The sequence below is a fragment of the Streptomyces fractus genome (genome assembly GCF_049844455.1).
GTDB classification, from domain to species: domain Bacteria; phylum Actinomycetota; class Actinomycetes; order Streptomycetales; family Streptomycetaceae; genus Streptomyces; species Streptomyces fractus.
The window spans coordinates 4407716-4434017 of the sequence record NZ_JBMYHI010000002.1; the positions used below are offsets into that span (position 1 = coordinate 4407716).

27 protein-coding genes are annotated in these 26302 nt (G+C 70.7%); 15 read left to right on the forward strand and 12 right to left on the reverse strand.

Annotated elements, in window-relative coordinates:
• Positions 1 to 65 precede the first annotated feature (65 nt).
• Entirely contained in the window at positions 66 to 491 is a 426-nt protein-coding gene (gene dtd, locus ACP4E5_RS21915; RefSeq protein ID WP_425831229.1) for a D-aminoacyl-tRNA deacylase, read from the forward strand.
• Between the two features lie 13 nt (positions 492 to 504).
• Here the strand turns inward: dtd and ygfZ are convergent, their stop codons facing one another.
• The 10 genes from ygfZ to ACP4E5_RS21965 all read right to left on the reverse strand — a co-directional run bounded on the left by ygfZ (position 505) and on the right by ACP4E5_RS21965 (position 7671).
• Positions 505 to 1482 carry a CAF17-like 4Fe-4S cluster assembly/insertion protein YgfZ gene (gene ygfZ / locus ACP4E5_RS21920; protein WP_425831231.1) on the reverse strand — a complete coding sequence of 326 codons (978 nt, stop codon included), beginning with the start codon at positions 1480 to 1482 and terminating at the stop codon, positions 505 to 507.
• A 34-nt stretch (positions 1483 to 1516) separates the two neighbouring features.
• Positions 1517 to 1963, reverse strand: coding sequence for a Fur family transcriptional regulator (locus tag ACP4E5_RS21925; protein WP_425831233.1), 447 nt, complete (start codon positions 1961 to 1963; stop codon positions 1517 to 1519).
• Positions 1964 to 2002: 39 nt separating this feature from the next.
• Positions 2003 to 2575, reverse strand: coding sequence for a heme-binding beta-barrel domain-containing protein (locus tag ACP4E5_RS21930; protein ID WP_425831235.1), 573 nt, complete (start codon positions 2573 to 2575; stop codon positions 2003 to 2005).
• Between the two features lie 257 nt (positions 2576 to 2832).
• Positions 2833 to 3093, reverse strand: coding sequence for a DUF3099 domain-containing protein (locus ACP4E5_RS21935; RefSeq protein ID WP_425831237.1), 261 nt, complete (start codon positions 3091 to 3093; stop codon positions 2833 to 2835).
• Between the two features lie 111 nt (positions 3094 to 3204).
• Positions 3205 to 3492, reverse strand: a complete 288-nt coding sequence (locus tag ACP4E5_RS21940) for a DUF1416 domain-containing protein (protein WP_306321487.1) — start codon at positions 3490 to 3492, stop codon at positions 3205 to 3207.
• Between the two features lie 44 nt (positions 3493 to 3536).
• Positions 3537 to 4382 (reverse strand): sulfurtransferase, encoded by an 846-nt coding sequence (locus ACP4E5_RS21945; RefSeq protein ID WP_425831240.1) that lies wholly within the window; start codon positions 4380 to 4382, stop codon positions 3537 to 3539.
• A 398-nt stretch (positions 4383 to 4780) separates the two neighbouring features.
• Positions 4781 to 5518 (reverse strand): LmeA family phospholipid-binding protein, encoded by a 738-nt coding sequence (locus ACP4E5_RS21950; RefSeq protein WP_425831242.1) that lies wholly within the window; start codon positions 5516 to 5518, stop codon positions 4781 to 4783.
• Positions 5519 to 5554: 36 nt separating this feature from the next.
• Positions 5555 to 6526 carry a hypothetical protein gene (locus ACP4E5_RS21955; protein ID WP_425831244.1) on the reverse strand — a complete coding sequence of 324 codons (972 nt, stop codon included), beginning with the start codon at positions 6524 to 6526 and terminating at the stop codon, positions 5555 to 5557.
• Positions 6527 to 6533: 7 nt separating this feature from the next.
• Complete coding sequence (locus ACP4E5_RS21960) at positions 6534 to 6788, reverse strand: MoaD/ThiS family protein (RefSeq protein WP_399234010.1); 255 nt, start codon at positions 6786 to 6788, stop codon at positions 6534 to 6536.
• A 55-nt stretch (positions 6789 to 6843) separates the two neighbouring features.
• On the reverse strand, positions 6844 to 7671 hold the full coding sequence (locus ACP4E5_RS21965; protein ID WP_425831246.1) for an alpha/beta hydrolase: 828 nt from the start codon (positions 7669 to 7671) through the stop codon (positions 6844 to 6846).
• Positions 7672 to 7917: 246 nt separating this feature from the next.
• Between ACP4E5_RS21965 and ACP4E5_RS21970 the strand changes: the two genes are divergently transcribed.
• From ACP4E5_RS21970 to ACP4E5_RS21990, 5 genes are all read left to right on the forward strand, one after another.
• Entirely contained in the window at positions 7918 to 8793 is an 876-nt protein-coding gene (locus ACP4E5_RS21970) for a response regulator transcription factor (RefSeq protein ID WP_425831248.1), read from the forward strand.
• Between the two features lie 53 nt (positions 8794 to 8846).
• Positions 8847 to 9869, forward strand: a complete 1023-nt coding sequence (locus ACP4E5_RS21975; protein ID WP_425831250.1) for a LacI family DNA-binding transcriptional regulator — start codon at positions 8847 to 8849, stop codon at positions 9867 to 9869.
• A gap of 99 nt (positions 9870 to 9968) precedes the next feature.
• Entirely contained in the window at positions 9969 to 10991 is a 1023-nt protein-coding gene (locus tag ACP4E5_RS21980) for a S1C family serine protease (RefSeq protein WP_425831252.1), read from the forward strand.
• A gap of 98 nt (positions 10992 to 11089) precedes the next feature.
• Positions 11090 to 11818: a response regulator transcription factor gene (locus tag ACP4E5_RS21985; protein WP_425831254.1), complete on the forward strand. Its 729-nt coding sequence runs from the start codon at positions 11090 to 11092 to the stop codon at positions 11816 to 11818.
• A complete protein-coding gene (locus ACP4E5_RS21990; protein ID WP_425831256.1) occupies positions 11815 to 13230 on the forward strand; it encodes a HAMP domain-containing sensor histidine kinase in 1416 nt (471 codons plus the stop codon). Before ACP4E5_RS21985 ends, ACP4E5_RS21990 begins: the two co-directional genes overlap by 4 nt.
• 10 nt (positions 13231 to 13240) lie before the next feature.
• On the opposite strand, the gene ACP4E5_RS21995 is transcribed toward ACP4E5_RS21990, so the two are convergent.
• Both ACP4E5_RS21995 and ACP4E5_RS22000 read right to left on the reverse strand, forming a co-directional pair.
• Entirely contained in the window at positions 13241 to 14416 is a 1176-nt protein-coding gene (locus tag ACP4E5_RS21995) for an LmeA family phospholipid-binding protein (RefSeq protein WP_425831258.1), read from the reverse strand.
• A gap of 106 nt (positions 14417 to 14522) precedes the next feature.
• Positions 14523 to 16331: a bifunctional metallophosphatase/5'-nucleotidase gene (locus ACP4E5_RS22000; protein ID WP_425831260.1), complete on the reverse strand. Its 1809-nt coding sequence runs from the start codon at positions 16329 to 16331 to the stop codon at positions 14523 to 14525.
• A gap of 204 nt (positions 16332 to 16535) precedes the next feature.
• Between ACP4E5_RS22000 and mshD the strand changes: the two genes are divergently transcribed.
• The 9 genes from mshD to pstS all read left to right on the forward strand — a co-directional run bounded on the left by mshD (position 16536) and on the right by pstS (position 26250).
• Positions 16536 to 17471, forward strand: a complete 936-nt coding sequence (gene mshD, locus ACP4E5_RS22005; protein WP_425831262.1) for a mycothiol synthase — start codon at positions 16536 to 16538, stop codon at positions 17469 to 17471.
• Between the two features lie 117 nt (positions 17472 to 17588).
• Positions 17589 to 17999, forward strand: a complete 411-nt coding sequence (locus ACP4E5_RS22010; RefSeq protein WP_425831264.1) for a GntR family transcriptional regulator — start codon at positions 17589 to 17591, stop codon at positions 17997 to 17999.
• Positions 17996 to 18892, forward strand: coding sequence for an ABC transporter ATP-binding protein (locus ACP4E5_RS22015; protein WP_425831266.1), 897 nt, complete (start codon positions 17996 to 17998; stop codon positions 18890 to 18892). Before ACP4E5_RS22010 ends, ACP4E5_RS22015 begins: the two co-directional genes overlap by 4 nt.
• The gene (locus tag ACP4E5_RS22020; protein ID WP_425831268.1) at positions 18889 to 19905 is read left to right on the forward strand and encodes a hypothetical protein; all 1017 of its coding nucleotides are present in this window, start codon (positions 18889 to 18891) and stop codon (positions 19903 to 19905) included. The genes ACP4E5_RS22015 and ACP4E5_RS22020 overlap by 4 nt, the downstream gene beginning before the upstream one ends.
• Complete coding sequence (locus ACP4E5_RS22025; protein ID WP_425831270.1) at positions 19902 to 20834, forward strand: hypothetical protein; 933 nt, start codon at positions 19902 to 19904, stop codon at positions 20832 to 20834. Before ACP4E5_RS22020 ends, ACP4E5_RS22025 begins: the two co-directional genes overlap by 4 nt.
• 104 nt (positions 20835 to 20938) lie before the next feature.
• Positions 20939 to 23365 (forward strand): RNA degradosome polyphosphate kinase, encoded by a 2427-nt coding sequence (locus tag ACP4E5_RS22030; protein ID WP_425831272.1) that lies wholly within the window; start codon positions 20939 to 20941, stop codon positions 23363 to 23365.
• Positions 23346 to 24461 (forward strand): CHAD domain-containing protein, encoded by a 1116-nt coding sequence (locus tag ACP4E5_RS22035; protein ID WP_425831274.1) that lies wholly within the window; start codon positions 23346 to 23348, stop codon positions 24459 to 24461. Before ACP4E5_RS22030 ends, ACP4E5_RS22035 begins: the two co-directional genes overlap by 20 nt.
• On the forward strand, positions 24458 to 24895 hold the full coding sequence (locus ACP4E5_RS22040) for an NUDIX hydrolase (protein ID WP_425831276.1): 438 nt from the start codon (positions 24458 to 24460) through the stop codon (positions 24893 to 24895). The genes ACP4E5_RS22035 and ACP4E5_RS22040 overlap by 4 nt, the downstream gene beginning before the upstream one ends.
• A gap of 227 nt (positions 24896 to 25122) precedes the next feature.
• Positions 25123 to 26250 (forward strand): phosphate ABC transporter substrate-binding protein PstS, encoded by a 1128-nt coding sequence (gene pstS, locus ACP4E5_RS22045; protein ID WP_425831278.1) that lies wholly within the window; start codon positions 25123 to 25125, stop codon positions 26248 to 26250.
• Positions 26251 to 26302 lie beyond the last annotated feature (52 nt).

The window sequence follows — 26302 nt, forward strand, 5'->3', positions numbered from 1 at the left end:
GGGGGTTGGGGAGCGCGCCAAACCCCTTGCGGGGCATGAAAATCGGCGCACGGCATGATGGCCGTATGCGAGCAGTTGTGCAGAGGGTGGACGGCGCGAGCGTCGTCGTGGAGGACCAGGTCGTGGGCGAGATCAAGGGCGAGGGCCTGTGCGTCCTGGTCGGGGTCACGCACGAGGACACCAAGGAGAAGGCGGCCCAACTGGCCCGCAAACTCTGGTCGGTAAGGATGCTGGCCGATGAGAAGTCATGCAGCGACATCGACGCTCCGCTCCTCGTCATCAGCCAGTTCACGCTCTACGGGGACGCCCGCAAGGGCCGCCGCCCCACCTGGAACGCCGCCGCGCCGGGCCCCGTGGCCGAGCCGCTGGTCGACGAGGTCGTGGCGCAGCTGCGGGCGCTCGGCGCGACCGTGGCGACGGGCCGGTTCGGGGCGCAGATGCGGGTCTCCCTGACGAACGACGGCCCGTTCACGGTGCTGCTGGAGATGTAGTCGCAGGACGCCGCTACGGCTCGACGACGACTTCCTGCGCCGCCGCCGTGGCCTCCGCGAGGAGCTCCGCGTCGGCCGGCACGTTCCGCTTGATGACCGCGAGCGCGATCGGGCCGAGCTCGTGGTGGCGCACGGAGGTCGTCACGACACCGATCTTGCGGCCCTCGGGGCCGTCCGCGGCGAGCCGCACCTCGGCGCCGTGCGGCGGCAGGTGCACCTCGCTGCCGTCCAGGTGCAGGAAGACGAGCCGCCGCGGCGGCTTGCCCAGGTTGTGCACGCGGGCGACGGTCTCCTGCCCCCGGTAGCAGCCCTTCTGCAGATGCACGGCCGACCCGATCCAGCCCAGCTCGTGCGGGATCGTGCGGTGGTCCGTCTCGAAGCCGAAGCGCGGGCGGTGCTGCTCGACGCGCAGCGCCTCGTACGCGAGCAGACCGACCGCCGGGCCGTTCTCGGTCGCGTACGACTCCAGGTCGGCGCGCGGCAGGAACAGATCGCGGCCGTGCGGCGTCTCGCGCACGACCACGCCGTCCGGCACCGGAGCGATCGACCCGGCCGGCAGGTGCACGACGGCGAACTCGTCGGTCCGGTCCGCGGTCTCGACCCGGTAGAAGAACTTCATGGACTCCAGGTACGCGAGGAGGGACTCCTGCGTGCCCGGCTCGACGTGCGCCCACGTCGTCGTGCCGTCGTCGACGAGGTACAGGGCGTGCTCGATGTGTCCGTTGGCAGAGAGGATCAGCGCCTCGGTGGCCCGGCCCGGCTCCAGCTGCTCCACATGCTGGGTGAGCAGCAGGTGCAGCCAGCTCAGCCGGTCCGCGCCGGTGACCGTGATCACGCCGCGGTGCGACAGGTCGACGACGCCCGCCCCGTCGGCGAGGGCGCGCTGCTCGCGGAACAGGTCTCCGTAGTGCGCGGCGACGCCTTCGTCCACGCCCTCGGCGGGGACGGCGCCGGGCAGGGCCAGCAGGGGGCTCGTTGAATGTCGCTGCATGTTCACACACACTACGACGAGTGGGCGGACGCGCTTATTCCTGCGTCCGCCCCTTGTCCGCGGCGCAGTTCTCGCAGCGCCCGAAGATCGCGAAGTGCTTGAGGTCGGTGTCGAAGCCGAACTCCTCGCGCAGCTTGGCGGTGAACTCCGCCGCCACGTCCACGTCCGCCTCGATCACGTTCGTACAGTCGCGGCACACCAGGTGGATGTGGTGGTGCCGGTCGGCGAGGTGGTACGTGGGCGCGCCGTGCCCGAGATGGGCGTGCGAGACGAGCCCGAGCTCCTCCAGGAGCTCAAGGGTCCGGTAGACCGTCGAAATGTTGACCCCCGACGCCGTCTTGCGCACTTCGCACAAGATGTCGTCGGGGGTCGCGTGCTCGAGGGTGTCCACGGCTTCCAGGACAAGCTGACGCTGCGGCGTCAGCCGATAGCCGCGCTGCCTCAGATCGCTCTTCCAGTCGATGCCTTCGGTGCTCACCACACCGACGAGTCTAGAACTACTTGAAGAAAGCGATCCGCCCTACTTGAAGAACGCAATACCGTCGTCCGGCATGTCCGGGAGGTTGCGCGCCATCTCGGCGACCTCGTCGGGCGAGACGACCTTCTTGAGCTGGGCCGACATGTAGGGGCGCAGCGGGACCTCGGGGGTCTGCTTCTCGCCGACCCACATCAGGTCGCTCTTCACGTAGCCGTAGAGGCGCTTGCCGCCGCTGTACGGGCCGGAGGCGGCGGTGCGGGCGACCGCGTCGGTGGCCAGGTCGATCTGCGGCTTCTGGTCGGCGAGCTCGCCGTACCAGACCTCGACGACGCCGTCGTCGCGGACCATGACGACCTCGACCTTGCGGTCCTTGCCGATCCGCCAGAAGCCGGACTCGGACTCGAGGGGCTTCACCTTGTTGCCCTCGGAGTCCAGGACCCAGGTGTGCGAGCGGTACTCCAGGAAGTCCCGCCCGTCGTGAGTGAAGGAGACCTCCTGCCCGAAGTTGGCCTTCTCGGCACCCGGGAAGTCGGTGACGCCGGCGCCGGCCCAGTCGCCCAGGAGGAACGCGAGGGGGACGAGGTCGGGGTGCAGGTCGGACGGGATCTGGATCATGAGCGGTTCAGACGTCTCTCAGTGGGGGGTCAGCGCTGGCCCTGGTACAGCTTCTTCACGGTCAGACCCGCGAAGGCGACGACGCCGACGCAGACCAGGACGAGAAGGGTGGAGAAGAAGGCCTCAAGCACGGGATTGCTCCTCGGTGAGCGGAACGTATGCGGATAACAGAGCCGGACCCCACTGTAGTCGTCCGGGCACGGGCGCTCTCGGCGAGGTCGGTCACAGCGGGTGTCCGGGCGGGGTCAGGGCGGGAGTCAGGGGCGACGCTTCTTGCCGTCCAGTTCGTCCCACCACTCGTCGGACTTCTGGTCACCGGAGGGGTCGTCCCACCAGCGGTCCTCCGGGCCGCGCCGGTTGGCGACGATGGCGGCGACGGGCGGGATGACCATGGCGACGACGCACATGGCGACGGCCGCCGGTACCGACCAGAGCCGCACGACGCCCCAGGCCAGCACGAACAGGCCGATGCAGACGCCCATCATGGCGAAGTAGACGTGCTTCCGCCGCGCGTACATACCTTCAGCGTAAGCCCGTACGGGGCCCGAAAACATGCCGAAGGACCGCACCCGTACCAGTGGCGTCCAACCCAGGCGGGGTGCGGCCCTTCAGCCGTCGTGTGTGACCGCTCAGACGGCGATCGCGACCTCGGCAAGGCCGCCGGTCTGGGCGACGACCGTACGGTCGGCCTGGCCGCCGGGGACCAGGGCGCGCAGCGTCCACGTGCCCTCGGCCGCGTAGAAGCGGAACTGGCCCGTGGCCGAGGTGGGGACCTCGGCGGTGAACTCGCCGGTCGAGTCCAGGAGACGGACGTAGCCCGTCACCGGCTCGCCGTCGCGGGTCACCTGGCCCTGGATGGTGGTCTCACCGGGCTTGATCGTCGAGGCGTCGGGGCCGCCGGCCTTCGCTCCGCACATGTTGCTCTCCTAGGAAGTCAGGAAGGGAAGTAAAGGACAGGGGGTTACTTGTTGGCGCCGAGCTCGATCGGCACGCCGACGAGGGAGCCGTACTCGGTCCACGAGCCGTCGTAGTTCTTGACGTTCTCCTGGCCGAGCAGCTCGTGCAGCACGAACCAGGTGAGCGCGGAGCGCTCGCCGATGCGGCAGTACGCGATGGAGTCCTTCGCCAGGTCGACCTGCTCGTCGGCGTAGAGCGCCTTGAGCTCGTCGTCCGACTTGAACGTGCCGTCGTCGTTGGCGTTCTTCGACCACGGGATGTTGCGCGCGGACGGGACGTGGCCCGGGCGCTGCGACTGCTCCTGCGGGAGGTGGGCCGGGGCGAGCAGCTTGCCGGAGAACTCGTCGGGCGAGCGCACGTCGACGAGGTTCTGGTTGCCGATCGCGTTGACGACGTCGTCGCGGAAGGCGCGGATCGAGGTGTCCTGCGGCTTGGCCTTGTACTGCGTGGCCGGGCGGTTCGGGACCTGCGAGCCGTCGACCAGGTCGCGGGAGTCGAGCTCCCACTTCTTGCGGCCGCCGTCGAGGAGCTTCACGTCCTGGTGGCCGTAGAGCTTGAAGTACCAGTACGCGTAGGAGGCGAACCAGTTGTTGTTGCCGCCGTAGAGGACGACGGTCGTGTCGTTGCCGATGCCCTTCTTCGACAGCAGCTCCTCGAAGCCGGCCTGGTCGATGAAGTCACGGCGGACCGGGTCCTGGAGGTCCTTGGTCCAGTCGATCCGGATCGCGTTCTTGATGTGGTTCTTGTCGTACGCGGACGTGTCCTCGTCGACCTCGACGATGGCCACGTTGTCGTTGTCGAGGTTGGCCTCGACCCAGTCGGCGTCTACGAGGACGTCACTGCGGCTCATGCTGTCTTCCTCCGGGGCAGTTGCGGCGGCATGCGAAACATGGGTGTGCAGAGGTGTGCACGGGTGACCCCGAGTCATCTCAAGGGGTCCATGGAAAGCGGGAGTTGAGCCGTCCCGCTCAGACGGCGCGACAGAGCATGGCGGCGACGCGGCACAGGTCTACTGCCCGCCGCTTCGTGAGGTCCGCCTGTCGCTTCATGCCCCGATCGTAAGGATGCGGGAGCGGCCGTGTCACCGGCGTGTCGGATTCTGAGACACGATCGTCCGCAATGTGAGAACGATCGCGGGGCGGGCCGCCGTCCGGCCGCTCCGGGCCCCGCCTGGGCCCGGACGGCTTTTGCTCTTCGGACGCCGTCGTCTCGCGATACGGACCGCCGTGCTCATGACCCGTTCCCGGCCTACCCGACCAGGTCGAGGTTCGAACCCTTCACCGTGATCTCGATGCCCTGGTCGACGGCCTGGACCCGGTCGAGCTCGATGCCCGCCGGCAGGTCGTCGAGCGCCTGCTTGAAGTCGATGACGCCCCGGAGCGGGCCGTCCGCCAGATTGAACGCGTCCACGTTCGGCAGGCTGTCGGCGTGCGCGGAGAGCTTGCCGCCGCTGACGTCGACCGTGCTGCGCACCGTGGGCCGCACCGTGCCGAGCGGGGTCTTGACCGCGACGGTGACCTTGACCTTGTGGTCTCCGGCGTACGCGAGGCCGTCGATCCACGCGGTGACGCCGGGGGCGACCTGGGCCGGCCCCTCCTTCTTCACGGCCTTGAGGAGCTCGTCGTAGTCGATGCGGGCGGTGCCGGTGGCCGAGTCGGCGGTGGCGGAGCTGTAGCTGCTGTCGAACTTCACGCCGTGCAGCTCGGCCTTGAGGTCGGCGATGCGGATGCCGGCGCTGTCGCTCTTGCCGCCCTTCGCCTCGAAGTCCTGGATGCCGAGCTCGACGTCGTCCAGGGTGCCGTCCGCGACCTGGGTCAGGAACGGGAAGCCGTTGATCGACACGTCGGGGGTCTGCCCGAGCCCTTCGCTCGTGCGGATCTTGTCGGCGGCCTTGCCCTCGGCGAAGTGGACCGCGACGCGGTCGGCCGCCACGAAGAGGCCGCCGACCACGACGACAAATATGAGCAGTATTCGCAGTGCGCGCATGGCGGGGAGGGTACGCGACGACCACCGGACCGGGCTCTAGCCCAAGGCGCGGCCCAGTAGCCAGATCGCGGGGGCTGCCGCGGTCAGTGGGAGGGCGATGCCTGCTGTCATGTGGACGAAGCGGGAAGGGAAGTCGTACGACGCGACGCGGTGGCCGATGACGGCGCAGGCGCCCGCGCCGAGGCCGAGGAGCGCGCCGCCCGTGCCGAAGCCGGTCATGCCGCCGGCCGCGATGCCCGCGCCGGCGGACGCGAGCAACGCCACGATCACGGACACGACCGTCGGCAGCGGCAGCGCGCGGGCCAGGATCGCGACCGCCACGGCCACCCCGCCGACCGTCACCGCGTCGGGCTCGGCCGCCAGGTGTCCTGCCGCCACGATCGCGAGCGCCGCGGAGGCGACCGTCGCCATCAGGCCGTACATCCGCTCGTCCGGTTCGGCGTGCGAGCGCAGCTGGAGGACCAGGGTGAGCAGCACCCAGACGCCGAGCGTGCCGAGGATCGCGGCGGGCCCGTTGTCCCGGCCCGCCACGAGCAGCGCGACATCCGCGACGACACCGCCGGCGAAGGCGAGCGCGATGCCCTGGCGCGCGGGCCACATCCCGTTGAGCCGGAACCAGCCCGCGGCCGTGACCGCCTGCAGCACCACCAGCGGGACGAGCAGCGCGTACGAGCCGATGGCGGCGCCGCCCGCGAGCAACAGGGCGAGCACGGCGGTGAGCGCGGCGGGCTGCAGCCCCGGCTCGATGATGGATGACCGGGCCACGTCACGCCTCCGAGCGCGGGTGGGCGATTCGAGCCCCTGCGGCGATGGAGCGGCGGGGTCCGGGGCAGAGCCCCGTGGCGGTGCCGGCGCGGGAGCCTCGGGCGCGGCCTCGTACGTCCACTGCTGCTGCGGCAGAGGCGCGGGCTGCACCTGGGTGTCCCACGTGCTGCCCTCCCACTGCTGCGTCGGCTCCGGCGAATACCGCGGCTCGTACTGGTACGGATACTGCTGGTTGTTGCTCATCGGGGTGTCATCCTCCTGCGAACGGCGGGAGCACCTCGACCGTGCCGCCCTCGGCAAGCCGTACCGTCTCATGGCCGCGGGTCCCGACCGGGTCCCCGTCGACCAGGAACGAGGAACGCTGGAGCACCCGGACGAGATCGCCGGGGTGCCGCGTGCGCACCGCTTCCAGCGCCGCGGCCAGGGTCTCGGCCTCGTACGGCTCCTCCGCGACGCCGGCGGCGGCCTTGGCCGCGGCCCAGAAGCGGATCGTGCCCTGCGCCATCCCGACTCCTCTCTCGGTCCCGCACTTCTCTCGGTCCCGCACTGTGTGCGGCGTCCTATTGTGCGGCAAGCGTCGCCGCGACCCACGCCCCGATCCGCTCGATCAACTCGTCGCTCGCCGCGTTCTCGGCGTGGCCCATCCCCGGTTCGAGCCACAGCTCCGCGTCCCCTTCGGCCGCCGCCGCGAACAGCATCCGGGGGTGGTCGACCGGAAAGTACGGATCGCGGTCGCCGTGCACCACGAGCAGCGGGGTCGGCGCGAGCAGCGGGACCGACTCGACCGGCGAGAGCGGGACCGGGTCCCAGTCGTACGGGTGGATCCGCGTGCGCAGCCCGAAACGGCTGACCAGACGCCCGGCGGGCCGGGTCACCGCCCAGTGCACCCGCCGCATCGGGGCCGTGCCGCGGTAGAACCACCGGGCGGGGGCGCTCACCGCGACGACCCCGTCAACGTGCGCTTCCGTGCGCCCCCTGTGCAGCGCGGCCTGCCGCAACACCACGGAACCGCCCATGGAGAAGCCGACCGTCACCACGCGCGCGTGGCCGAGCGAACGCGCCCACTCGACCGCCGCCGCGAGATCGAGCACTTCCTTGTCGCCGACCGTGGACCGCCCGCCGGAGCGCCCGTGCCCCCGGAACGAGAACGTGACCACGGCCGCACGCTGCGCGAACACCGCCGCCGCGCGGCGCACCCGGGGCCGCTCCAGATCGCCGGTGAAGCCGTGCGCGAGCACGATCGCCGGGGCCTCGGGGCCGCCGGGACCGGGCTCGTAGGAGGCGTCGATGGCGACTCCGTCACGTGTCCGGAGCATCACGCGCCGTCTCCGTTCGGAGACAGGCCACACAGAAGATCCACGCTCGTCACCTGCCGGACCCCAACTCATGTGGGCTATTCTGCTGGGAAGAGGACTCGGGCAATGCAGCCCCCGGGTCCTTTTGTGCTTTCAGGAGCGTTGTATACGACGCCCCCGAAACACTGGCAAAACAGCAGGTCAGACCCCCGGGCGCGGGGTCCCCTGCCAGTACGAAGCAGTGCCGCAAACGTCCTCGTAGGGACCCGAGGAGGAACCAGACGTTATGGGCGAGCGAACCGTGCACGAACGTATGACGACCCAGGCAGGTGGGCGGCGATGAGTTCTCTGCTGCTCCTTACGAATGCCCTTCAGCCGTCGACGGAGGTGCTTCCCGCTCTCGGCCTGCTCCTGCACAACGTGCGAGTGGCTCCGGCGGAGGGGCCCGCTCTCGTCGACACCCCCGGTGCCGATGTCATCCTCATCGACGGGCGCCGGGACCTCCCCCAGGTCCGCAGCCTCTGTCAGCTGCTCCGTTCCACGGGGCCCGGCTGTCCGCTGATGCTCGTCGTGACGGAGGGCGGCCTCGCCGCCGTCACCGCCGACTGGGGCATCGACGACGTACTCCTGGACACCGCGGGACCCGCGGAGGTCGAGGCGCGTCTCCGGCTCGCCATGGGCAGGCAGCAGATCGTCACCGACGACTCCCCGATGGAGATCCGCAACGGCGATCTGTCGGTGGACGAGGCGACGTACAGCGCGAAGCTCAAGGGCCGGGTCCTCGATCTGACCTTCAAGGAGTTCGAGCTTCTGAAGTATCTGGCGCAGCACCCCGGCCGCGTGTTCACGCGCGCGCAGCTACTCCAGGAGGTCTGGGGCTACGACTACTTCGGTGGCACCCGGACCGTGGACGTGCACGTACGACGTCTGCGCGCGAAGCTCGGGCCCGAGCACGAGTCGCTGATCGGCACGGTGCGCAACGTGGGCTACCGCTTCGTCACTCCGGAGAAGCCGGAGAAGAAGGCGGAGAAGAACGCCGAGGCGCGGGCCGAGAGGCGGGCGGAGCAGGAGTCCGAGCAGCGGGCCGCGGCCACGGACAAGGCGGACGACGCAGAGATCGCAGGACGCGCGGAATCAGCAGAAAACACTGCCAACACGGACAAGGTTCCGTCCCCCCTGGACGGAGTGGGCCGCCCGGCCCCCGTACGCCGGTAGCGGTGCGGCTCACGCCCTGCCCAGAGGGTGGTCCATCCGCGTAGACTCCGCGCGTGGCCAAGGTGACTCGGGACGATGTGGCGCGGCTGGCGGGTACCTCGACCGCCGTCGTGTCCTACGTGATCAACAACGGACCCCGGCCGGTCGCCCCGGCCACGCGCGAGCGGGTGCTCGCCGCGATCAAGGAGCTGGGGTACCGGCCCGACCGGGTCGCCCAGGCCATGGCCTCGCGGCGCACCGACCTCATAGGCATGATCGTGCCGGACGCGCGCCAGCCGTTCTTCGCGGAGATGACGCACGCCGTCGAACAGGCGGCGTCGGAGCGCGGAAAGATGGTCCTGGTCGGCAACTCGGACTACGTGTCGGACCGTGAGGTCCACTATGTGCGCGCGTTCCTGGGCATGCGGGTCTCCGGCCTGATCCTCGTCTCGCACGGTTTCAACGACCTCGCGGCGAACGAGATCGAGGCCTGGGACGCCCGCGTCGTCCTGCTGCACGAGCGGCCCGAGGCGATCGACGACGTCGCGGTCGTGACCGACGACGTGGGCGGCGCCCAGCTCGCCACCCGCCACCTCCTGGAGCACGGCCACGAGTACGTCGCCTGCCTGGGCGGCACCGCGGACACCCCCTCCGTCGGCGACCCGGTCTCCGACCACGTCGAGGGCTGGCGCCGCGCCATGAAGGAGGCGGGGCGGTCCATCGACGGCCGGCTCTTCGAGGCGCCGTACAACCGTTACGACGCGTACAAGGTGGCGCTCGACCTGCTGGCCGGGCCCGACCGGCCGCCCGCGATCTTCTGCTCCACGGACGACCAGGCCATCGGTGTGCTGCGGGCCGCGCGCGAGCTGCGCATCGACGTGCCGGACGGGCTCGCGGTGGCCGGGTTCGACGACGTGAAGGAGGCGGGGCTCACCGATCCGCCGCTGACCACCGTCGCCTCGGACCGTCCCGCGATGGCGCGGGCCGCCGTGGACCTCGTCCTCGACGACTCGCTGCGGGTGGCGGGGTCGCGGCGCGAGCGGCTGAAGCTGTTCCCCTCGCGGCTGGTCGTCCGGCAGTCCTGCGGCTGCGCGTAGGCTCCGCCGCCCGGTCTTTACTTCGGGCAAACAGGCTTCTGTCGGGACTCTCAGGGCGCACTCAGCCAGCTCTCATGTACGCGCCACAGGCTTGGTGCCATGACCGAGACCTACCGCCGAAGCGGCGATGACTCCCAGGCATATCCTCCGCAGCCCCCGTACCTGCCGGGCGTGGTGCTCTCCTCCGAGCAGACGCACGAGCAGCACACGCACGGGCAGCCGCAGCACACGCCCCCGAAGAAGAAGCGGCTGCGCGGGCCGGCCGGTCTCATCGCCGCGGTGGCGGTCGCGGCGGCGGCCGTCGGCGGCGGCACCGCGTACGCCTTCCAGGAGTTCACCGGCTCCTCCACGGCCTCGTCCTCCACCAGCACCACGGTGGTGCCCAGCAGCAAGAAGGGCACCGTGTCCGGCGTCGCGGAGGCGGTCAGCCCGTCGATCGTCGAGGTCAACGCGACGCTCGGCTCCGGTTCCTCGACCGGCTCGGGCGTGATCATCACCAGCGACGGCGAGATCGTCACCAACAACCACGTCGTGTCCGGCGCCTCCTCCGTCAAGGTCTCGACGAGCGACGGCAAGACGTACACGGCGGACGTCGTCGGCACCGACGCGAAGAAGGACCTCGCGCTCATCAAGCTGAAGGACGCCTCCGGACTCAAGGCCGCGACGCTCGGCGACTCCTCCGGCGTCAAGGTCGGCGACGACGTCGTCGCGATCGGCTCCCCCGAGGGCCTGACCGGCACCGTGACCAGCGGCATCGTCTCCGCGCTCCAGCGCGACGTCACCGTCTCCACCGACGAGGGACAGCAGCAACAGCAGGGCGGCGGCAGCGACGAGTGGCCGTTCGAGTTCGGCGGCCAGGAGTTCAACGGGAACACCGGCTCGTCCAAGACGACGTACAAGGCGATCCAGACCGACGCGTCGCTCAATCCCGGCAACTCCGGCGGCGCCCTCATCGACATGAACGGCAACATCGTCGGCATCAACTCGGCGATGTACTCGTCCGCTTCGGACTCCTCCACCTCGTCATCCAGCAACGGCAGCGTTGGCCTCGGCTTCGCCATCCCGATCAACACGGTCAAGGCCGACCTGGACACCCTCCGGTCCGGCGGCGCCGACAGCTGACCCGGCCACCGAGCGCCGGAGGGGCCCGGCATGCGGGCGCGTGCGAGGCTGATAGGCGCCGGCAAACCACCCGTACTCACCGACAGGAAACGCTGACCATGAGTCCCGCCGAAGGCGAACCGCAACGCATCCTCATCGTCGACGACGAGCCGGCGGTACTGGAGGCGCTCCAGCGTTCGCTCGCCTTCGAGGGCTACGGCACCGAGGTCGCGGTCGACGGCGCCGACGCCCTGGAGAAGGTCGCCTCGTACCGTCCCGACCTGGTCGTCCTCGATATCCAGATGCCCCGCATGGACGGCCTGACCGCCGCCCGCCGGATGCGCGCCACCGGCTCCACCACCCCGATCCTCATGCTCACCGCCCGCGACACGGTCGGCGACCGGGTCACCGGCCTCGACGCGGGCGCCGACGACTACCTGGTCAAGCCGTTCGAGCTCGACGAACTGTTCGCCCGGGTACGCGCCCTGCTGCGCCGCAGCTCGTACGCGGCCGCCGACGGCGAAGCCGCCGACTCCGACGCCCTCTCCTTCGCCGACCTGCGCATGGACCTGACGACCCGGGAGGTCACGCGCGGCGGGCGCGCGGTCGAGCTGACCCGCACCGAGTACACGCTCCTGGAGATGTTCCTCGCCCATCCGCGCCAGGTCCTGACCCGCGAGCAGATCCTCAAGGCGGTCTGGGGCTTCGACTTCGAGCCGTCCTCCAACTCCCTCGACGTCTACGTGATGTACCTGCGGCGCAAGACCGAGGCGGGTGGCGAACCGCGCCTCGTGCACACCGTGCGGGGCGTGGGGTACGTGCTGCGGTCCGACGGGGCCGCGGAGTGAGCAAGCTCGTCCAAAGACTGCGGTCGCTGCCCCTGAGGTCGCGGATCGCGATGCTGGTCGCGGTGGCCGTGGCGGCGGCGGTGGCCGCGGTGGCGGTGACGTGCTGGTTCATCACGCGCGGACAGCTGTACGCGCAGATGGACCACGACCTGCACGCGCAGGTCGGCTCGCTGAACCAGTCCCGTCAGGCCAGCGCCCTGCTGACCTGCACCTCCACCTCGAATCAGCGCGGCCTTCCCGGTCCGACCATCCAGGTCATCTCCGCGGACGGCAACGTCTGCACCTGGCGCGGCAAGTCGGCGATCCCGGCGCAGCAGGCCGACATCGACGTGGCCGAGGGGTCGTCGAGCGAGGCCCTGCACTCCACGGACGCCGCGAACGGCAGCGCCATGCGGGTCCTCACCGTGCCCATCGTCTTCAACGACAGCCCGCTCAAGGACACGGCGATCTCCATCGCCACCCCCCTCGACGAGATCACGAAGCCGCTGACGACCCTCGCCTGGCTGCTGCTCCTCGTCGGCGGCGTCGGCGTGCTCGGCTCCACGGCCGCCGGCCTGTGGATCGCGCGCACCGGCCTGCGCCCCGTCGACCAGCTCACGGACACCGTCGAGCACGTGGCCAGAACGGAGGACCTCACCGTTCGGATCCCGGTCGAGGGGGACGACGAGATCGCGCGCCTCGCGGCGTCGTTCAACGCGATGACCGCCTCGCTGGCGAGCTCCCGCGATCTCCAGCAGCAGCTCATCGCCGACGCGGGCCATGAGCTGCGGACGCCGCTGACCTCGATGCGTACCAACATCGAACTGCTCACCCGGATCGAGGAGACGGGCCGCACGATCCCCGTGAAGGACCGCCAGGCGCTGATGGCCTCGCTGAAGGCGCAGATGACGGAGCTGGCCGCGCTCATCGGCGACCTTCAGGAGCTGTCGCGGACGGGACTGACCGGGGCGGAAGGGCCGCTGAAGGTGGTCTCGCTGCACGACACCGTGCGCAGCGCCATCGAGCGCGCCCGGCTGCGCGGCCCCGAGCTGACCTTCGTTTCCGAGCTGGCCCCCTGGTACGTACGGTCCGAGCCGGCGGCGCTCGAGCGGGCGATCGTGAACCTGCTGGACAACGCCGTGAAGTTCAGCCCGTACAAGGGCCGCGTCGAGGTCCGGCTGATGCGCGGGACGCTCACCGTGCGGGACCACGGGCGCGGCATCCCGGACGATGAACTGCCGCACGTCTTCGACCGGTTCTGGCGCTCGCCGACCGCGCGCGCCCTGCCGGGTTCGGGTCTCGGCCTGTCGATCGTGGCCCGCACCGTCGAGGCCAGCGGCGGCGAGGTCGCGCTCTCGGCGGCGGAGGGCGGCGGCACCGTCGCCACGCTGACCCTGCCGGGCGCGCCGACCCCACCGCCGGAGATCCCGTAGGCCCGGGTGGCTACTTGCCGACCGAGAGGCCGCCGCCCGACAGGTCGACCCGGATCCCTTCCTTCTCCACGGTCACGTCCTGAAGCCGCACGTATCCGTCGTCGCCCGGCAGCTTCGGCAGGTGGAAGGCGAGGGAGAGGCGGTCGGCGAGTTCGGGCCTGGTGAGGCGGGTGAGGCCGTCGAGCAGCGCCGGGTCGAGGCCGAACTTCTTCAGGAGCGCGGGGTGGGCGAGCGCGATGTCGATCAGGTTCGTGCCCATCAGCTGCTTCACGAAGCGCGGCGTCCCGGTGAGCTCGCGCAGCTTCGCGTCGCTGTTCAGCGCCTGCCGCACGGCGCTGTCCGGGACCCCGAGCCGCTTGACCACCGCGGGGACGGCGAGCAGCTGGCGCGCCTTGTCGGCCTGCTTGGTGAGCTTGTCCACGGACGCGCGCGTGAGGTGCAGTCCCTCGGAGGCGCGGGTGCCGGGGCGGTAGGTGGCGAGGTCGCCGACGGCCAGGCTCATGTTGTCGATGTCGGTGGAGATCCCGGACGCGCCGAGCCGCTGGATGTTCGCGTCCGCCCGCACCTTCACGTCGTGCCCGGCGACGGGCAGGGTGCCGCGCGCGAGCACCTTGTTCTTCCCGTGCCCGCTGAACGTGACCTGGGACGCGCCCAGTTCCCTGTTCATGTCGGCGAAACTGAGCAGCACCTCGCCGTGCATCGCGTCGGCGTAGGCGCCGCTGATGTCGGTGAGGCCCGAGCCCTTGATGCGTACGTTGTGCGCGGTCGCGGAGACCTTGGCGAGGGTGACGCGGTCCGCGGCGACGTCGGGGACGGTCACCTTCAGCTCGCCGATGCGGCGGTCGGCGAGCTGCGTGAGGAACGGGAAGCCCTCGATCTGCACCTCGGGCGCGGCCGTCAGGTTGAGCTGCTTCTTGATCTGGTCCGCCGCCTTGTTCTCGGCGTAGAGCACCGCCCAGCGGTCGGCCAGGGCCAGGAAGCCGCACAGGACAAGAATCGCGATCAGGCCCTTCAGCGCGAAGGAGAGCCCGGCGAGGCGGCTTCGGCGCCTGCGCCGGCCGGCTCGCCTGTGGCCGGGCGGAACCAAATCCTCCGTCCCGCCATCAAACCAATCGTCAAACGCTGCGTGGTCGTCGGTTATGTCGTCGGCTGTGGGGTCGTCGGCCATGCGGTGGGGGGTACGCATCGGTTGATTCCATCACACACCCCCACCGATCACACAAACATCCTTCACAAGTGTGGGGTGACCCACTGTTCAACCGTAGGCCACCCCAATGCAAGCTCTGTTTCAGCTACTTGACGATCGTGATCCGGTCCGCTTTCGGCGGCTCGATCGGGTCCGAGGCCGAGGAGTTGGCTGTCAGGTAGTCGTTGAACGCCTTCAGGTCATCGCTTCCGACCAGCGGGTTCTTGCCGGCCCCGAGCGCCGCGAAGCCGTCGCCGCCGCCCGCGAGGAAGGAGTTCATCGCGACGCGGTAGGTGGCGGCCGGGTCGATGGCGGCCCCGTTCAGCCTGATCGAGTCGGTGACGACCCGGTCGGCACCCGACTTGGTCATGTCGAGCGTGTACGTGAGTCCCGCCGAGGGCTGAAGGATCTTCGGCGAGGCCGCGTTCGCCCCGCTGACCTGCTGCTTGAGCGCGGTGACGAGCTGCTCACCGGTCAGGTCGGCCAGATTGACGGTGTTGCTGAACGGCTGCACGGCGAAGCCCTCGCCGTATGTCACCACACCGTCACCCTCGCTCCCGCTCGCCTTGAACACCAGGTCGGAGCGGATCCCGCCCGGGTTCATCAGGGCCAGACCCGCCTTGGGATCAAGGGACTTGGCGTGCGCCAGCTGGGCGTCCGCGATGAGGTCGCCGAGCGGGGCCTCGGGGGTCGTGGCGCCCCGGCCGGGGACATCGGCGGAGATGTAGCCGACGGGCTGGTTCGCGACCGGCGCGGCCAGCTTGTTCCACTGCCCGATCAGCGCCGTCATGTCGGCGGCCTTCGGCTGCGTCCGCGAGACGACGTGGTTGGCGGAGGTCGGCGACTTCACCGACGTACGGACGACGTCCTTGGTGGCACGGTCGTACGTCAGGGTCGTGTCCGTGTAGAGCTTCCCGTAGGAGGACGCGGACGTGACCATGCGCGGCTTGCCGGACGGGTCCGGGATCGTGCACGCGTACGCGTTGTGGGTGTGCCCGGTGACCAGGGCGTCGACCTTGGACGTGATGCCCTTGGCGATGTCGACGATCGGGCCCGAGATCCCGCTACCGGCGCCGCCCGTGTCGCAGTCGTAGTTGTACGAGGCCGAGGCCGGGGCGCCGCCCTCGTGGATCAGCGCGACGATCGACTTCACGCCCTGCTTGTCGAGGATCTTCGCGTACTTGTCGACGGTCTCGATCTCGTCGTGGAACTTCAGGCCCTTGACGCCCTCGGCCGACACGATGTCCGGGGTGCCTTCGAGGGTGACGCCGATGAAGCCGACCTTCACGCCCTTGTGCTTCCACACCCAGTAGGGAGCGAGGACCGGCTTGCCGGTCTTCTCGTCGGTGACGTTCGCGGCGAGGTAGGGGTAGTCGGCGCCCTCGAAGGTGCGACCGTCCTCGTAACAGCCGTCCTTCGGATGGCAGCCGCCGTTCTGCAACCGGGCCAACTCCGCCGAGCCCTCGTCGAATTCGTGATTGCCGACCGAGGTCACGTCCAGGTCCAGCTTGTTCATGGCCTCGACGGTCGGCTCGTCGTGGAACAGGCCGGACAGCAGCGGGCTGGCACCGACCAGGTCGCCCGCGGCGGCCGTGACGCTGTACGGGTGTCCCTGGCGGGCCGTGCGCAGCGAGCTCGCCAGGTACTCGACCCCGCCCGCGTCGATCTTCTTGGTGGTGCCGTCGGCCTGGTCCTCGGTGACCTGCCCGGAGGAACCGGCCGGCGGCTCCAGGTTCCCGTGGAAGTCGTTGAAGGACAGCAGCTGTACGTCCTGGTAGCGGCCGCCCGCCGCGTCCTTGTGCGGCGCCGCCCCGGCGGGCAGCGCGGCCATCAGCGCGCCTGCGGTGACGAGCGTCGCCGCGGCGGCGAGCGCCGCCCGAAGACGACGCCCCGGTCTCCTGATCTGTGCGTGCATGAGGTCCCCCTGGGGATGCCGTGCGATGCGAAGCCGGTCTCTGCGAATCCGGGGGCAGCTTATGGTCAACGCGCGTAGCGCGTAAGTAAAACAAGCCCCTGCGGCGATTGAGCAGCGGGGTCCGGGGCGGAGCCCCGCGACGTAAGCCCGGTACCGCGCAACAGCACCCGTTCCGGGCGGCAGCCCACCCGTACCCTCGTAGCCATGACCACGGACCCCGCCCCCACCAGTGATCCGACCGCCTCGGGCCGCCGGATCGACACCCTGACCACCCTGTCCCCCGAGCAGTCCGCCAAGGTGCTCGCCCTGCTCACCGAGGCCGCCCGCACGGACGGCCAGCAGGCCGTGTCCGAGCAGGGCCGGCTGCAACTGCGGGGAGGGGAGCGGGAAGGCGTACGCCACCTGCTGCTCACCGTCGACGACGAGCTGGTCGGGTACGCGCAGCTGGAGGACACCGACCCCGTCGAGGCCCCGGCCGCCGAACTGGTCGTGCACCCGGCGCACCGCGGGCACGGGCACGGGCGGGCGCTCGGCGCCGCGCTGCTCGCGGCCTCCGGGAAGCGGATGCGGGTGTGGGCGCACGGTGGCCACAGCGCGGCGCGCCATCTCGCCCAGGTGCTCGGCCTGACGCTGTTCCGCGAACTGCGGCAGATGCGCAGGCCGTTGGAGAACATGGAGCTCGCGGAGCCGGTGCTGCCCGAGGGCGTCAGGATCCGTACGTTCGTGCCCGGCCAGGACGACGAGGCGTGGCTCGCGGTGAACGCGGCGGCGTTCGCCCACCACCCCGAGCAGGGCTCCCTCACCCAGCGCGACCTGGACGACCGCAAGGCCGAGCCCTGGTTCGACCCGGCGGGCTTCTTCCTGGCCTTCCGCGGCGACGAGCTGGTCGGCTTCCACTGGACGAAGGTGCACGCGCAGGAGCGGCTCGGCGAGGTGTACGTCGTCGGGGTGACGCCCTCGGGCCAGGGCGGCGGCCTCGGCAAGGCCCTGACGGCGACGGGCCTGCGGCACCTGGCGGCGGCCGGTCTTCCGACCGCGATGCTCTACGTCGACGCCGACAACAAGGCGGCGGTGAGCGTGTACGAGCGGCTCGGGTTCACGACGTTCGAGACGGATCTGATGTACCGAACCGAGTCCTGACCTGGGGTTTTCTGGGATTCTCCCGGAACGGCCCGAAGAGAGGGGGCGGCGTCGCTTGACGCCGCCCCCTCTCTTGCATCACCCTTTCACTACTTGATTAGTGAAAGGGGGTACGCCGTGGCACAGGAACCGGTCATCGAATTCCGCATCGACCGCCACACCGGCGTCGCCACCTACCTCCAGATCGTCCACCAGACCGAGCACGCGCTGCGGCTCGGACTGCTCGAGCCCGGGGACAAGCTGCCCACGGCCCGCGAGGTCGTCGAGGCGACGGCGATCAATCCGAACACCGTGCTGAAGGCATACCGCGAGCTGGAGCGCTCCGGACTCGTCGAGGCCCGGCGAGGGCTCGGCACGTTCGTCCGCGCGACGCTCGGCTCCGGCTCCGGCGACTCACCGCTGAGGGCGGAGCTCGAGGACTGGACGGGCAGGGCGAAGGAGGCGGGCCTCGACCGCGAGGACATCGCGGCCCTGTTCGGCAGCGCCCTGGAGGCGCACTTCGGCACCACGACCAAGGGGACTTCATGAGCACGGCCATCGAGGCGAGCGGCCTCGTCAAGCGCTACGGACGGCACGCCGCGGCGGCCCTGGACGACTGCTCGTTCCGGCTGCCCGCGGGTCGGATCAGCGCGCTCGTCGGGCCGAACGGAGCGGGCAAGTCGACGCTGCTGACCGTCGCGGCCGGCCTGTCGCGTCCCACCGCGGGCAGCATCTCCGTGCTCGGCGCCGCCCCCGGCACGCACCGCGCGAAGGTCGCGCACCTCTCCCAGAGCAAGCCCCTGTACCCCCAGCTGTCCGTCGCGGACACCCTGCGGGTGGGCGCCGCGCTCAACCCGGAGCGCTGGGACGCCGCGTACGCGTCGAAGATCGTCGAGCAGGGCGAGCTCGACCCGAAGGCGAAGATCCGCTCGCTCTCCGGCGGCCAGCGCACCCGCGTCGCGCTCGCCCTGGCCCTCGGCAAGCGCCCCGAGCTGATGCTGCTCGACGAGCCGATGGCCGACCTCGACCCACTGGCGCGGCACGAACTGATGGGCACGCTGATGGCGGACGCGGCCGAGCACGGCACGACCGTCCTGATGTCCTCGCACATCGTCACCGAACTGGCGGACGCCTGCGACCACCTGCTGCTGCTCGGCGGCGGCCGGATCCGGCTCGGCGGCGGCATCGACGATCTGATCGGCGCGCACAGCCTGGTCACGGGCCGCGGCGACCTCACCACGCACACGGTGGTCGAGTCCCGCGCCTCCGGCCGCGGCGTCACCGCCCTGATCCGCAGGGACGGCCCTGTCGGCGAGGGCTGGCAGGTCCAGGAGCCCTCCCTTGAGGAGCTGCTCCTGGCCCACCTCCGCTCGCCCGACGCCCCTCCCCTGATCACGCCGGGCACCACGGCAGGCCCGCGCCGGACGGCGGTGTCCGCATGAGCGCCCCCTCCATGAACAAGTCCACCGGGCCCGCCGACCCCTCCACCGTGCGCCGCACGAAGCCCGGGCCCGACGGCCTGGTGTGGACGGTCCTGCGACTGCACCGCGGCGCGATGTGGGTCTGGATCGGCTACGTGGCGGTCAGCCTCGGCCTGCTCCTGTGGCTGTGGGGCCCCGGCTCGGCGGACGCCCAGGCGGCGTTCGACAAGCTGGGCTACGGCGGAGCACAGGACAACGCGTGGCAGGGTGCGCTCTCCGCGTTCCTGCCGTTCATCGGCAACTCCTTCAACACCCTCTTCTACGACCCGCTGACGCTGGCCCGGATCGCCGCGTGCGTCATCGCCGTCTTCGCGGCGGCGCCTCTGATCGGCCGCGAACTGGAGCAGGGCACCGCCCAGTTGGCGTGGACCCAGTCCGTCTCCCCCGCCCGCTGGCTGGCCGCGAAGCTGACCGTGCCCGCGCTGCTCATCACCGTCGGCACGACGCTGGTCGTGATCCTCTACCGCCTGGTGTGGGACGGCCGCAACCATCTGCTCGTCGCGGGCATCGGACCGCGCGACTTCGACTTCTCCGTGGGTCCCGCGACGGTGGCGAACGCCCTGTTCGGCCTGGCCGTCGGGGTGCTGGCCGCGCTGGTGCTGCGCCGGGCGCTGCCGGCCGCGGCCGTCGCCGGGATCGTGACGTACCTGGTGGGCGCCTTCCGCTCGAACTCCTGGCCGCTCCAGGGCAGTTACCAGCAGCCGGAGATCCCCGTGCACAGCAAGGCGATCACGTCGAAGGGGGTGGAGATCAGCGACCCCGGCTGCATGACGCAGCACTGCCTCGACCGGCACGACATCACCGGTTTCACCCGCCACTACCTCCCCTCCCCCGACTTCTGGCCGCGCCAGCTCGCCGAGACCGGCGTCCTGCTCGGGCTCACCGCGCTGGCCGTCGTCACCGCGTTCCTCGTGCTGCGCCGGTTCCGGCCGGAGCCGCCGGTCGCACCGCTCACCAAGGAGGCCGCCGCATGAGCGCCGCCACGATCTCCCTGGGCCTGCCCCGGACGGTCCTTCGGCTGCACCGCGTCGCCGCCTGGCTGTGGATCGCCTTCGTCGTCGTGACGGGCGCGCTGCTCCTGTGGCTGTTGGGCCCCGGCACGGCCGGGCTCGACATCCCGCACTGCGACCCGGCGGTGGCCTGCACGGCCAAGGGCGCCACCGCGGACTCGTACCACTACGTGCTCACCCTCACCGACATGCTGATCACGCTGGTGCCGGTGGCGGTCTCGGTGTTCGCCGGCGGCCTGCTCATCGGGCGCGAACTGAGCACGGGCACGGCCCAGTTGGCGTGGACGCAGTCCATCTCCCCCGCCCGCTGGCTCGCCATGAAGCTGGCCGTACCCGCGACCTTCCTGGTCCTCGGCACGACGCTCCTTCTTCTCCTTCGTCGACTCGTCGCCTCGGCGGCCCCCGGCCTCTCGGACAACCGCTGGCACGTTTCGACGACGACCTACGACGCCCTCGGCCCGACGGCCGTGGCCCTCCCGCTGCTCGGCCTGGCCATCGGCGCGGCCGTGGCGCTCCTGACCCGGCGGACGCTGCCCGCGTCGGTGTACTCCCTGATCGCCACGACCGTGGTGGTCAGCGTGCTCGACATCGTCCGGGACCGGCTGTGGCCCACGGTCACGGTGACCGGGGACCTGCGCGAGGGCTACCCCTCCTTCGCGGGCTCCCTGACCGCCGAGGGCGCGCTGACCGGCTCCGGCGCGCGCGTCGCCGATCCCCTGTGCGTCGGCGACCGCGCCTGCCTGACCTCGCACGACATCACGGGCTACTACCGCGAGGGCCACCCGCCGTCCCACTTCTGGCCCCTCCAGCTCGTCGAGACGGGCCTGATCCTCGCCCTCACCGGCGTGGCCGCGGCGACGGCGTTCCACCTCCTGCGCCGCCGGGCGAGATAGCGCGGGCCCCGGCCCCCGGGGGAACCCCGGCGGGCCGCACGCCCATAGCCCGTACGTCATGTCGCCGTAACCGTCGATTCAGACGGACTTGCGACGCTCACGGAATGCAGCCCCCCGCCCCCGAACCCTCCGAGCCCGCCCGCCGCGGCGGCCTCACGCTCGCGCCCGCGTATTCCGACGCGGTCGGCGCGCCCAGGACGGCGTCCACGCGGAAGAATGGGGCCATGAGCCAGCCGAACGCCGCACAGGACCAGACGACCGACACTGCTCCGGCCTCCTCGGCCTCGCAGCCCCAGCCGTCCGTGGGGTCGCTCGCCGCGCACCGGCCACATCCCGTGGCCGGCGGCGAGTACGACCTGGCCGCCGCGAAGCTCGCCGGCATCGTCGCCGACATCGACGCGGACCCGGACGACTACGAGGAGGACTACGCGCAGCAGGAGGGCGCGGAGCTTCCGCAGGGCCGCTTCCTGGACCGCGAGCGCAGCTGGCTCGCGTTCAACGAGCGGGTCCTGGAACTGGCCGAGGACCCGACGACCCCCCTCCTGGAGCGGGCGAACTTCCTGGCGATCTTCGCCTCGAACCTGGACGAGTTCTTCATGGTCCGGGTCGCGGGCCTGAAGCGCCGCATCGCGACCGGCGTCGCCACCCGCTCCGCCTCGGGCCTTCAGCCCCGCGAGGTCCTGGAGCTGATCTGGAACCGCTCCCGCGAGCTCATGGCCCGGCACGCCGCCTGCTACCAGGACGAGGTCGCCCCGGCCCTGGCCGACGAGGGCGTCCACATCGTGCGCTGGACCGAGCTGACGGAGAAGGAGCAGGCCCGGCTCTACACGCTGTTCATGCAGCAGATCTTCCCGGTGCTCACCCCGCTGGCCGTCGACCCCGCGCACCCCTTCCCGTACATCTCGGGGCTCTCCCTCAACCTCGCCGTCGTCGTCTCGAACCCGGTCTCCGGCCACCGCCACTTCGCCCGGGTGAAGGTTCCGCCCCTGCTCTCCCGCTTCCTCGAGGCCTCGCCCCAGCGCTACGTCCCCATCGAGGACGTCATCGCCGCGCCCCGGCACCTGGGCGAGCTGTTCCCCGGCATGAAGGTCGAGGAGCACCACATGTTCCGCCTGACGCGGAACGAGGACCTCGAAGTGGAGGAGGACGACGCAGAGAACCTGCTCCAGGCACTGGAGAAGGAGCTGATGCGGCGCCGCTTCGGGCCGTCGGTGCGCCTGGAGGTCGAGGAGACCATCGACTCGGACATACTCAGCCTCCTCGTGAAGGAGCTGAAGATCAGCGAGGCCGAGGTCTACCCGCTGCCGGGCCCCCTGGACCTCACCGGCCTCTTCTCCATCGCGGGCATCGACCGCCCCGAGCTGAAGTACCCGAAGTTCGTCGCGGGCACCCACCGCGACCTCGCCGAGGTCGAATCGGCCTCGGCCCCCGACGTCTTCGCCGCGCTGCGCAGCCACGACGTACTGCTCCACCACCCGTACGACTCGTTCTCCACCTCCGTACAGGCCTTCCTTGAGCAGGCCGCCACGGACCCGGACGTGCTCGCCATCAAGCAGACGCTGTACCGCACCTCGGGCGACTCACCGATCGTGGACGCGCTGATAGAGGCCGCCGAGGCCGGCAAGCAGGTGCTCGTCCTGGTCGAGATCAAGGCCCGCTTCGACGAGCAGGCCAACATCAAGTGGGCCCGCAAGCTGGAGGAGGCCGGCTGCCATGTCGTCTACGGCCTCGTCGGCCTGAAGACGCACTGCAAGCTGTCGCTCGTCGTACGCCAGGAGGGCGACCAGCTCGTCAGGTACTCGCACGTCGGCACGGGCAACTACCACCCCAAGACGGCCCGTCTGTACGAGGACCTGGGCCTGCTGACGGCCAATCAGGAAGTCGGGGCGGACCTGTCCGACCTCTTCAACCGGCTGTCCGGCTACTCGCGCCGCGAGACCTACCGCCGTCTGCTCGTCGCCCCCAAGTCCCTTCGTACGGGCCTGATCACGCGGATCGAGAAGGAGGTCCAGCACCACCGTGCGGGCCGCCCCGCCTACGTCCGCGTCAAGGTCAACTCGATGGTCGACGAGGCCGTCATCGACGCGCTCTACCGGGCCTCGCAGGCGGGCGTCCCCATCGACATCTGGGTGCGCGGCATCTGCGCCGTGCGCCCCGGCGTCGCGGGCCTGTCCGAGAACATCCGGGTCCGCTCGGTCCTCGGCCGCTTCCTGGAGCACTCCCGCGTCTTCGCCTTCGGCAACGGCGGCGAACCGGAGGTCTGGTTCGGCAGCGCCGACATGATGCACCGCAACCTCGACCGCCGCATCGAGGCCCTGGTCCGCGTGGAGGACCCGGCCCACCGCGCGGCGCTCAACCGACTGCTCGAAACGGGGATGTCCGACGGCACCGCCTCCTGGCACCTGGGCCCGGACGGCAACTGGACCCGGCACGCGACCGACTCGCAGGATCCGGCCGGCCAACCCCTGCGCAACGTTCAGGAGATGCTCATAGACGCCCGGAGGCGCCGGCGTGGCACAGCGACACCTTGAGTCCAGCGAGCCGCTGAACGGGAACGATGTCGATGTCCTGGGGCGTTACCTCCGCTCCCGGGCCACCGAGTTCCTGCGCTCGCTGCGGCAGCACCGCGAGAGCGGCGCGGCGTGCGACACGGCGGAGGCGGCCCGCGAGCTGCGGCGGGCCGCGCGACGGATCAGCGGCACGCTGCACACCTTCCGCCCGCTCCTCGACACGGAGTGGTCGGACGCGCTTCGGCCCGAACTGGCGTGGTTGTCGGGCACGTTGGCCCGGGAGCACGCGTATGCGGCCCGCCTCGACCGGTTGACCTCGGCCCTGCACGCCTTGTCGACGCCCCCCGCACGGGGCTCCGCCCCGGACCCCGCTCCTCAATCGCCGGAGCGGCTTGACAGAACCGGTTCCGACTTGGGCAATCTGCCTTCCCCAAGCTCTGCGACAAGCTCCGAGCAGGGGAGACCCCATCGGGCGGCAGGGTGGGCAAGGCGGCCCCCGGCGCCGCGCGCCGATACCTCGGCCCCGGCCCCGGCGCCGCAGCCCGAGCCGCGGGAGACCCTCACCCTCGGCGCGGCCAAGGCATCCGCCCTGCTGGAGCGCCAGCTCACCCTCGCGAGGACGCGGGCGCACAGCACCGCGCTCCAGGCCCTCGGCTCCGCCCGCTTCCACGCGGTCGCGGACAACGTCGCCGTGCTCGCCAGCGACGTCCCCCTCGCCACCGCCGACACCGAGCTGAAGAAGCTCGCCACGGAGGCCGAATCCCGCCTCACCGAGGCCGCCACCACCCTCCGCCACACCAGCCACCCGTACAACGCGGACGCCGACGCCGCCTGGCACCACGTGCGCCTCCTGCTGCGCCTGCACCGCTACGCCCGCGAAGTGGTCCCGGGCACCCTCATGGACGTACGGCTCCTCGAAGCGGCCGACGCCCTGAACGCCCACAGGGACGCCGCCGAGGCGGCCGCCGCCGCGGCCCACGCGGCCCGCACCCCCCGCATCGCGCCCACGACCGCGTACGCCCTCGGTGTGCTCCACGCCGATCAGCGTCACGAGGTCGCGGCCGCCAGAATCGCGTTCGGACAGGCATGGCAACGACAGGCGGTGGGCACCCCATGACCGTGCATCAGGACGACTCCCACACGATCCTCGCGGCAGGCTGCGTCCTGTGGCGCAGGTCGCCAACTCACCACAGCGCGCAGGGACTTGAGATCTGCCTGGTCCACCGGCCGAAGTGGGACGACTGGTCGCACCCGAAGGGCAAGCTCAAGCGCGGCGAGGACGTGCTCACCGGCGCCCTGCGCGAGGTGCGCGAGGAGACCGGCCACGACTGCGCGCCCGGCGCCACGCTCCCCACGGTCCGCTACCTCGCGAACGGCCGCCCCAAGAAGGTCAGTTACTGGGCGGCGGAAGCGACCAGCGGCACGTTCACACCGAACCGTGAGGTCGACCGCATCGTCTGGCTCACCCCCACCGAGGCCCGGGCCCGCCTCACCCAGCCCAGGGACCGCACCCTCGTCGACGCCCTCCTCGACGCCCTTCACACCACCTGACGGACACGCAGCGTAGCCACACCGTTACCTAACCGCTCCGCCCGCTTAGGTTCACCCCGCGTTCACCCACGTCCATCGGCCGCTTCACCTGATCTGCCTAATTTCAGCCTTACGCGGTGAGTCCCCGGTCCCCGGGAACGGCCCACCGCTCGACTGAAACCAACCGCAGACCGCACGCCGCCACAGAGACAGAGAAGACCGGCGGCTCCTGGAAGGAACATCCGAAGGTGAAGCTTCAGCGCAAGAACCGGCTCCGCGCCCTCTCTCTCGGCGCTCTCGCCGTCTCCGGCGCCCTGGCCCTCACGGCGTGCGGCTCCGACGACACCAGCAATGGCTCGGGCGGCACCACCGCCTCGGCCAAGGCGGGCAACATCAAGTGCGACGACGCCAAGGGCCAGCTCCTCGGCATCGGCTCGTCCGCCCAGGCCAACGCCATAGACGCCTGGCGCCAGGCCTACTCGCAGGCCTGCTCCGGCGTGCAGCTCAACTACAAGCCCGACGGTTCCGGCGCCGGCGTCACTGCCTTCAACCAGGGCCAGGTCGCCTTCGCCGGTTCCGACTCGGCGCTGAAGCCCGAAGAGGTCACCGCCTCGAAGAAGGTCTGCAAGGGCGGCCAGGGCATCGACCTGCCGATGGTCGGCGGCCCGATCGCCGTCGCGTTCAACGTCTCGGGCGTCGACAACCTGACGCTGGACGCCAAGACGCTGGCCCAGATCTTCGACTCGAAGATCAGCAAGTGGAACGACCCGGCGATCAAGAAGCTGAACCCGGACGCCAAGCTGCCGTCCACCAAGATCCAGGCCTTCCACCGCTCCGACGAGTCCGGCACCACGGACAACTTCACCAAGTACCTGAAGGCCGCCGCCCCGAGCGACTGGAAGTACGAGGGCGGCAAGGCCTGGCAGGCCAAGGGCGGCCAGTCCGCGCAGGGCTCCTCGGGCCTCGCCCAGCAGGTCAAGCAGACCGACGGCGCCATCACGTACGTCGAGCTGTCCTACGCCAAGGACGGCGTGAAGACCGTCGACATCGACACCGGCGCCGACCAGCCCGTCAAGGCCACCACGGAGAACGCCTCGAAGGCGATCGCCGACGCCAAGGTCGTGGGCACCGGCAAGGACCTCGCCCTGGAGCTCAACTACGCGACCAAGACCGCGGGCGCGTACCCGATCACCCTGGTGACGTACGAGATCGTCTGCGACAAGGGCAACAAGGCGGAGACCCTGCCCGCCACCAAGTCCTTCCTGAACTACACCTCGTCCGAGGAAGGCCAGGCGGCCCTCTCCGACCTGGGCTACGCCCCGATCCCCACCGAGATCAACAAGAAGGTCCGCGACACGGTCGCGAGCATCAGCTGACCCAGCGTGCGGGCCACCTCACGGGGGTGGCCCGCACCGTCCGGTGCACCGC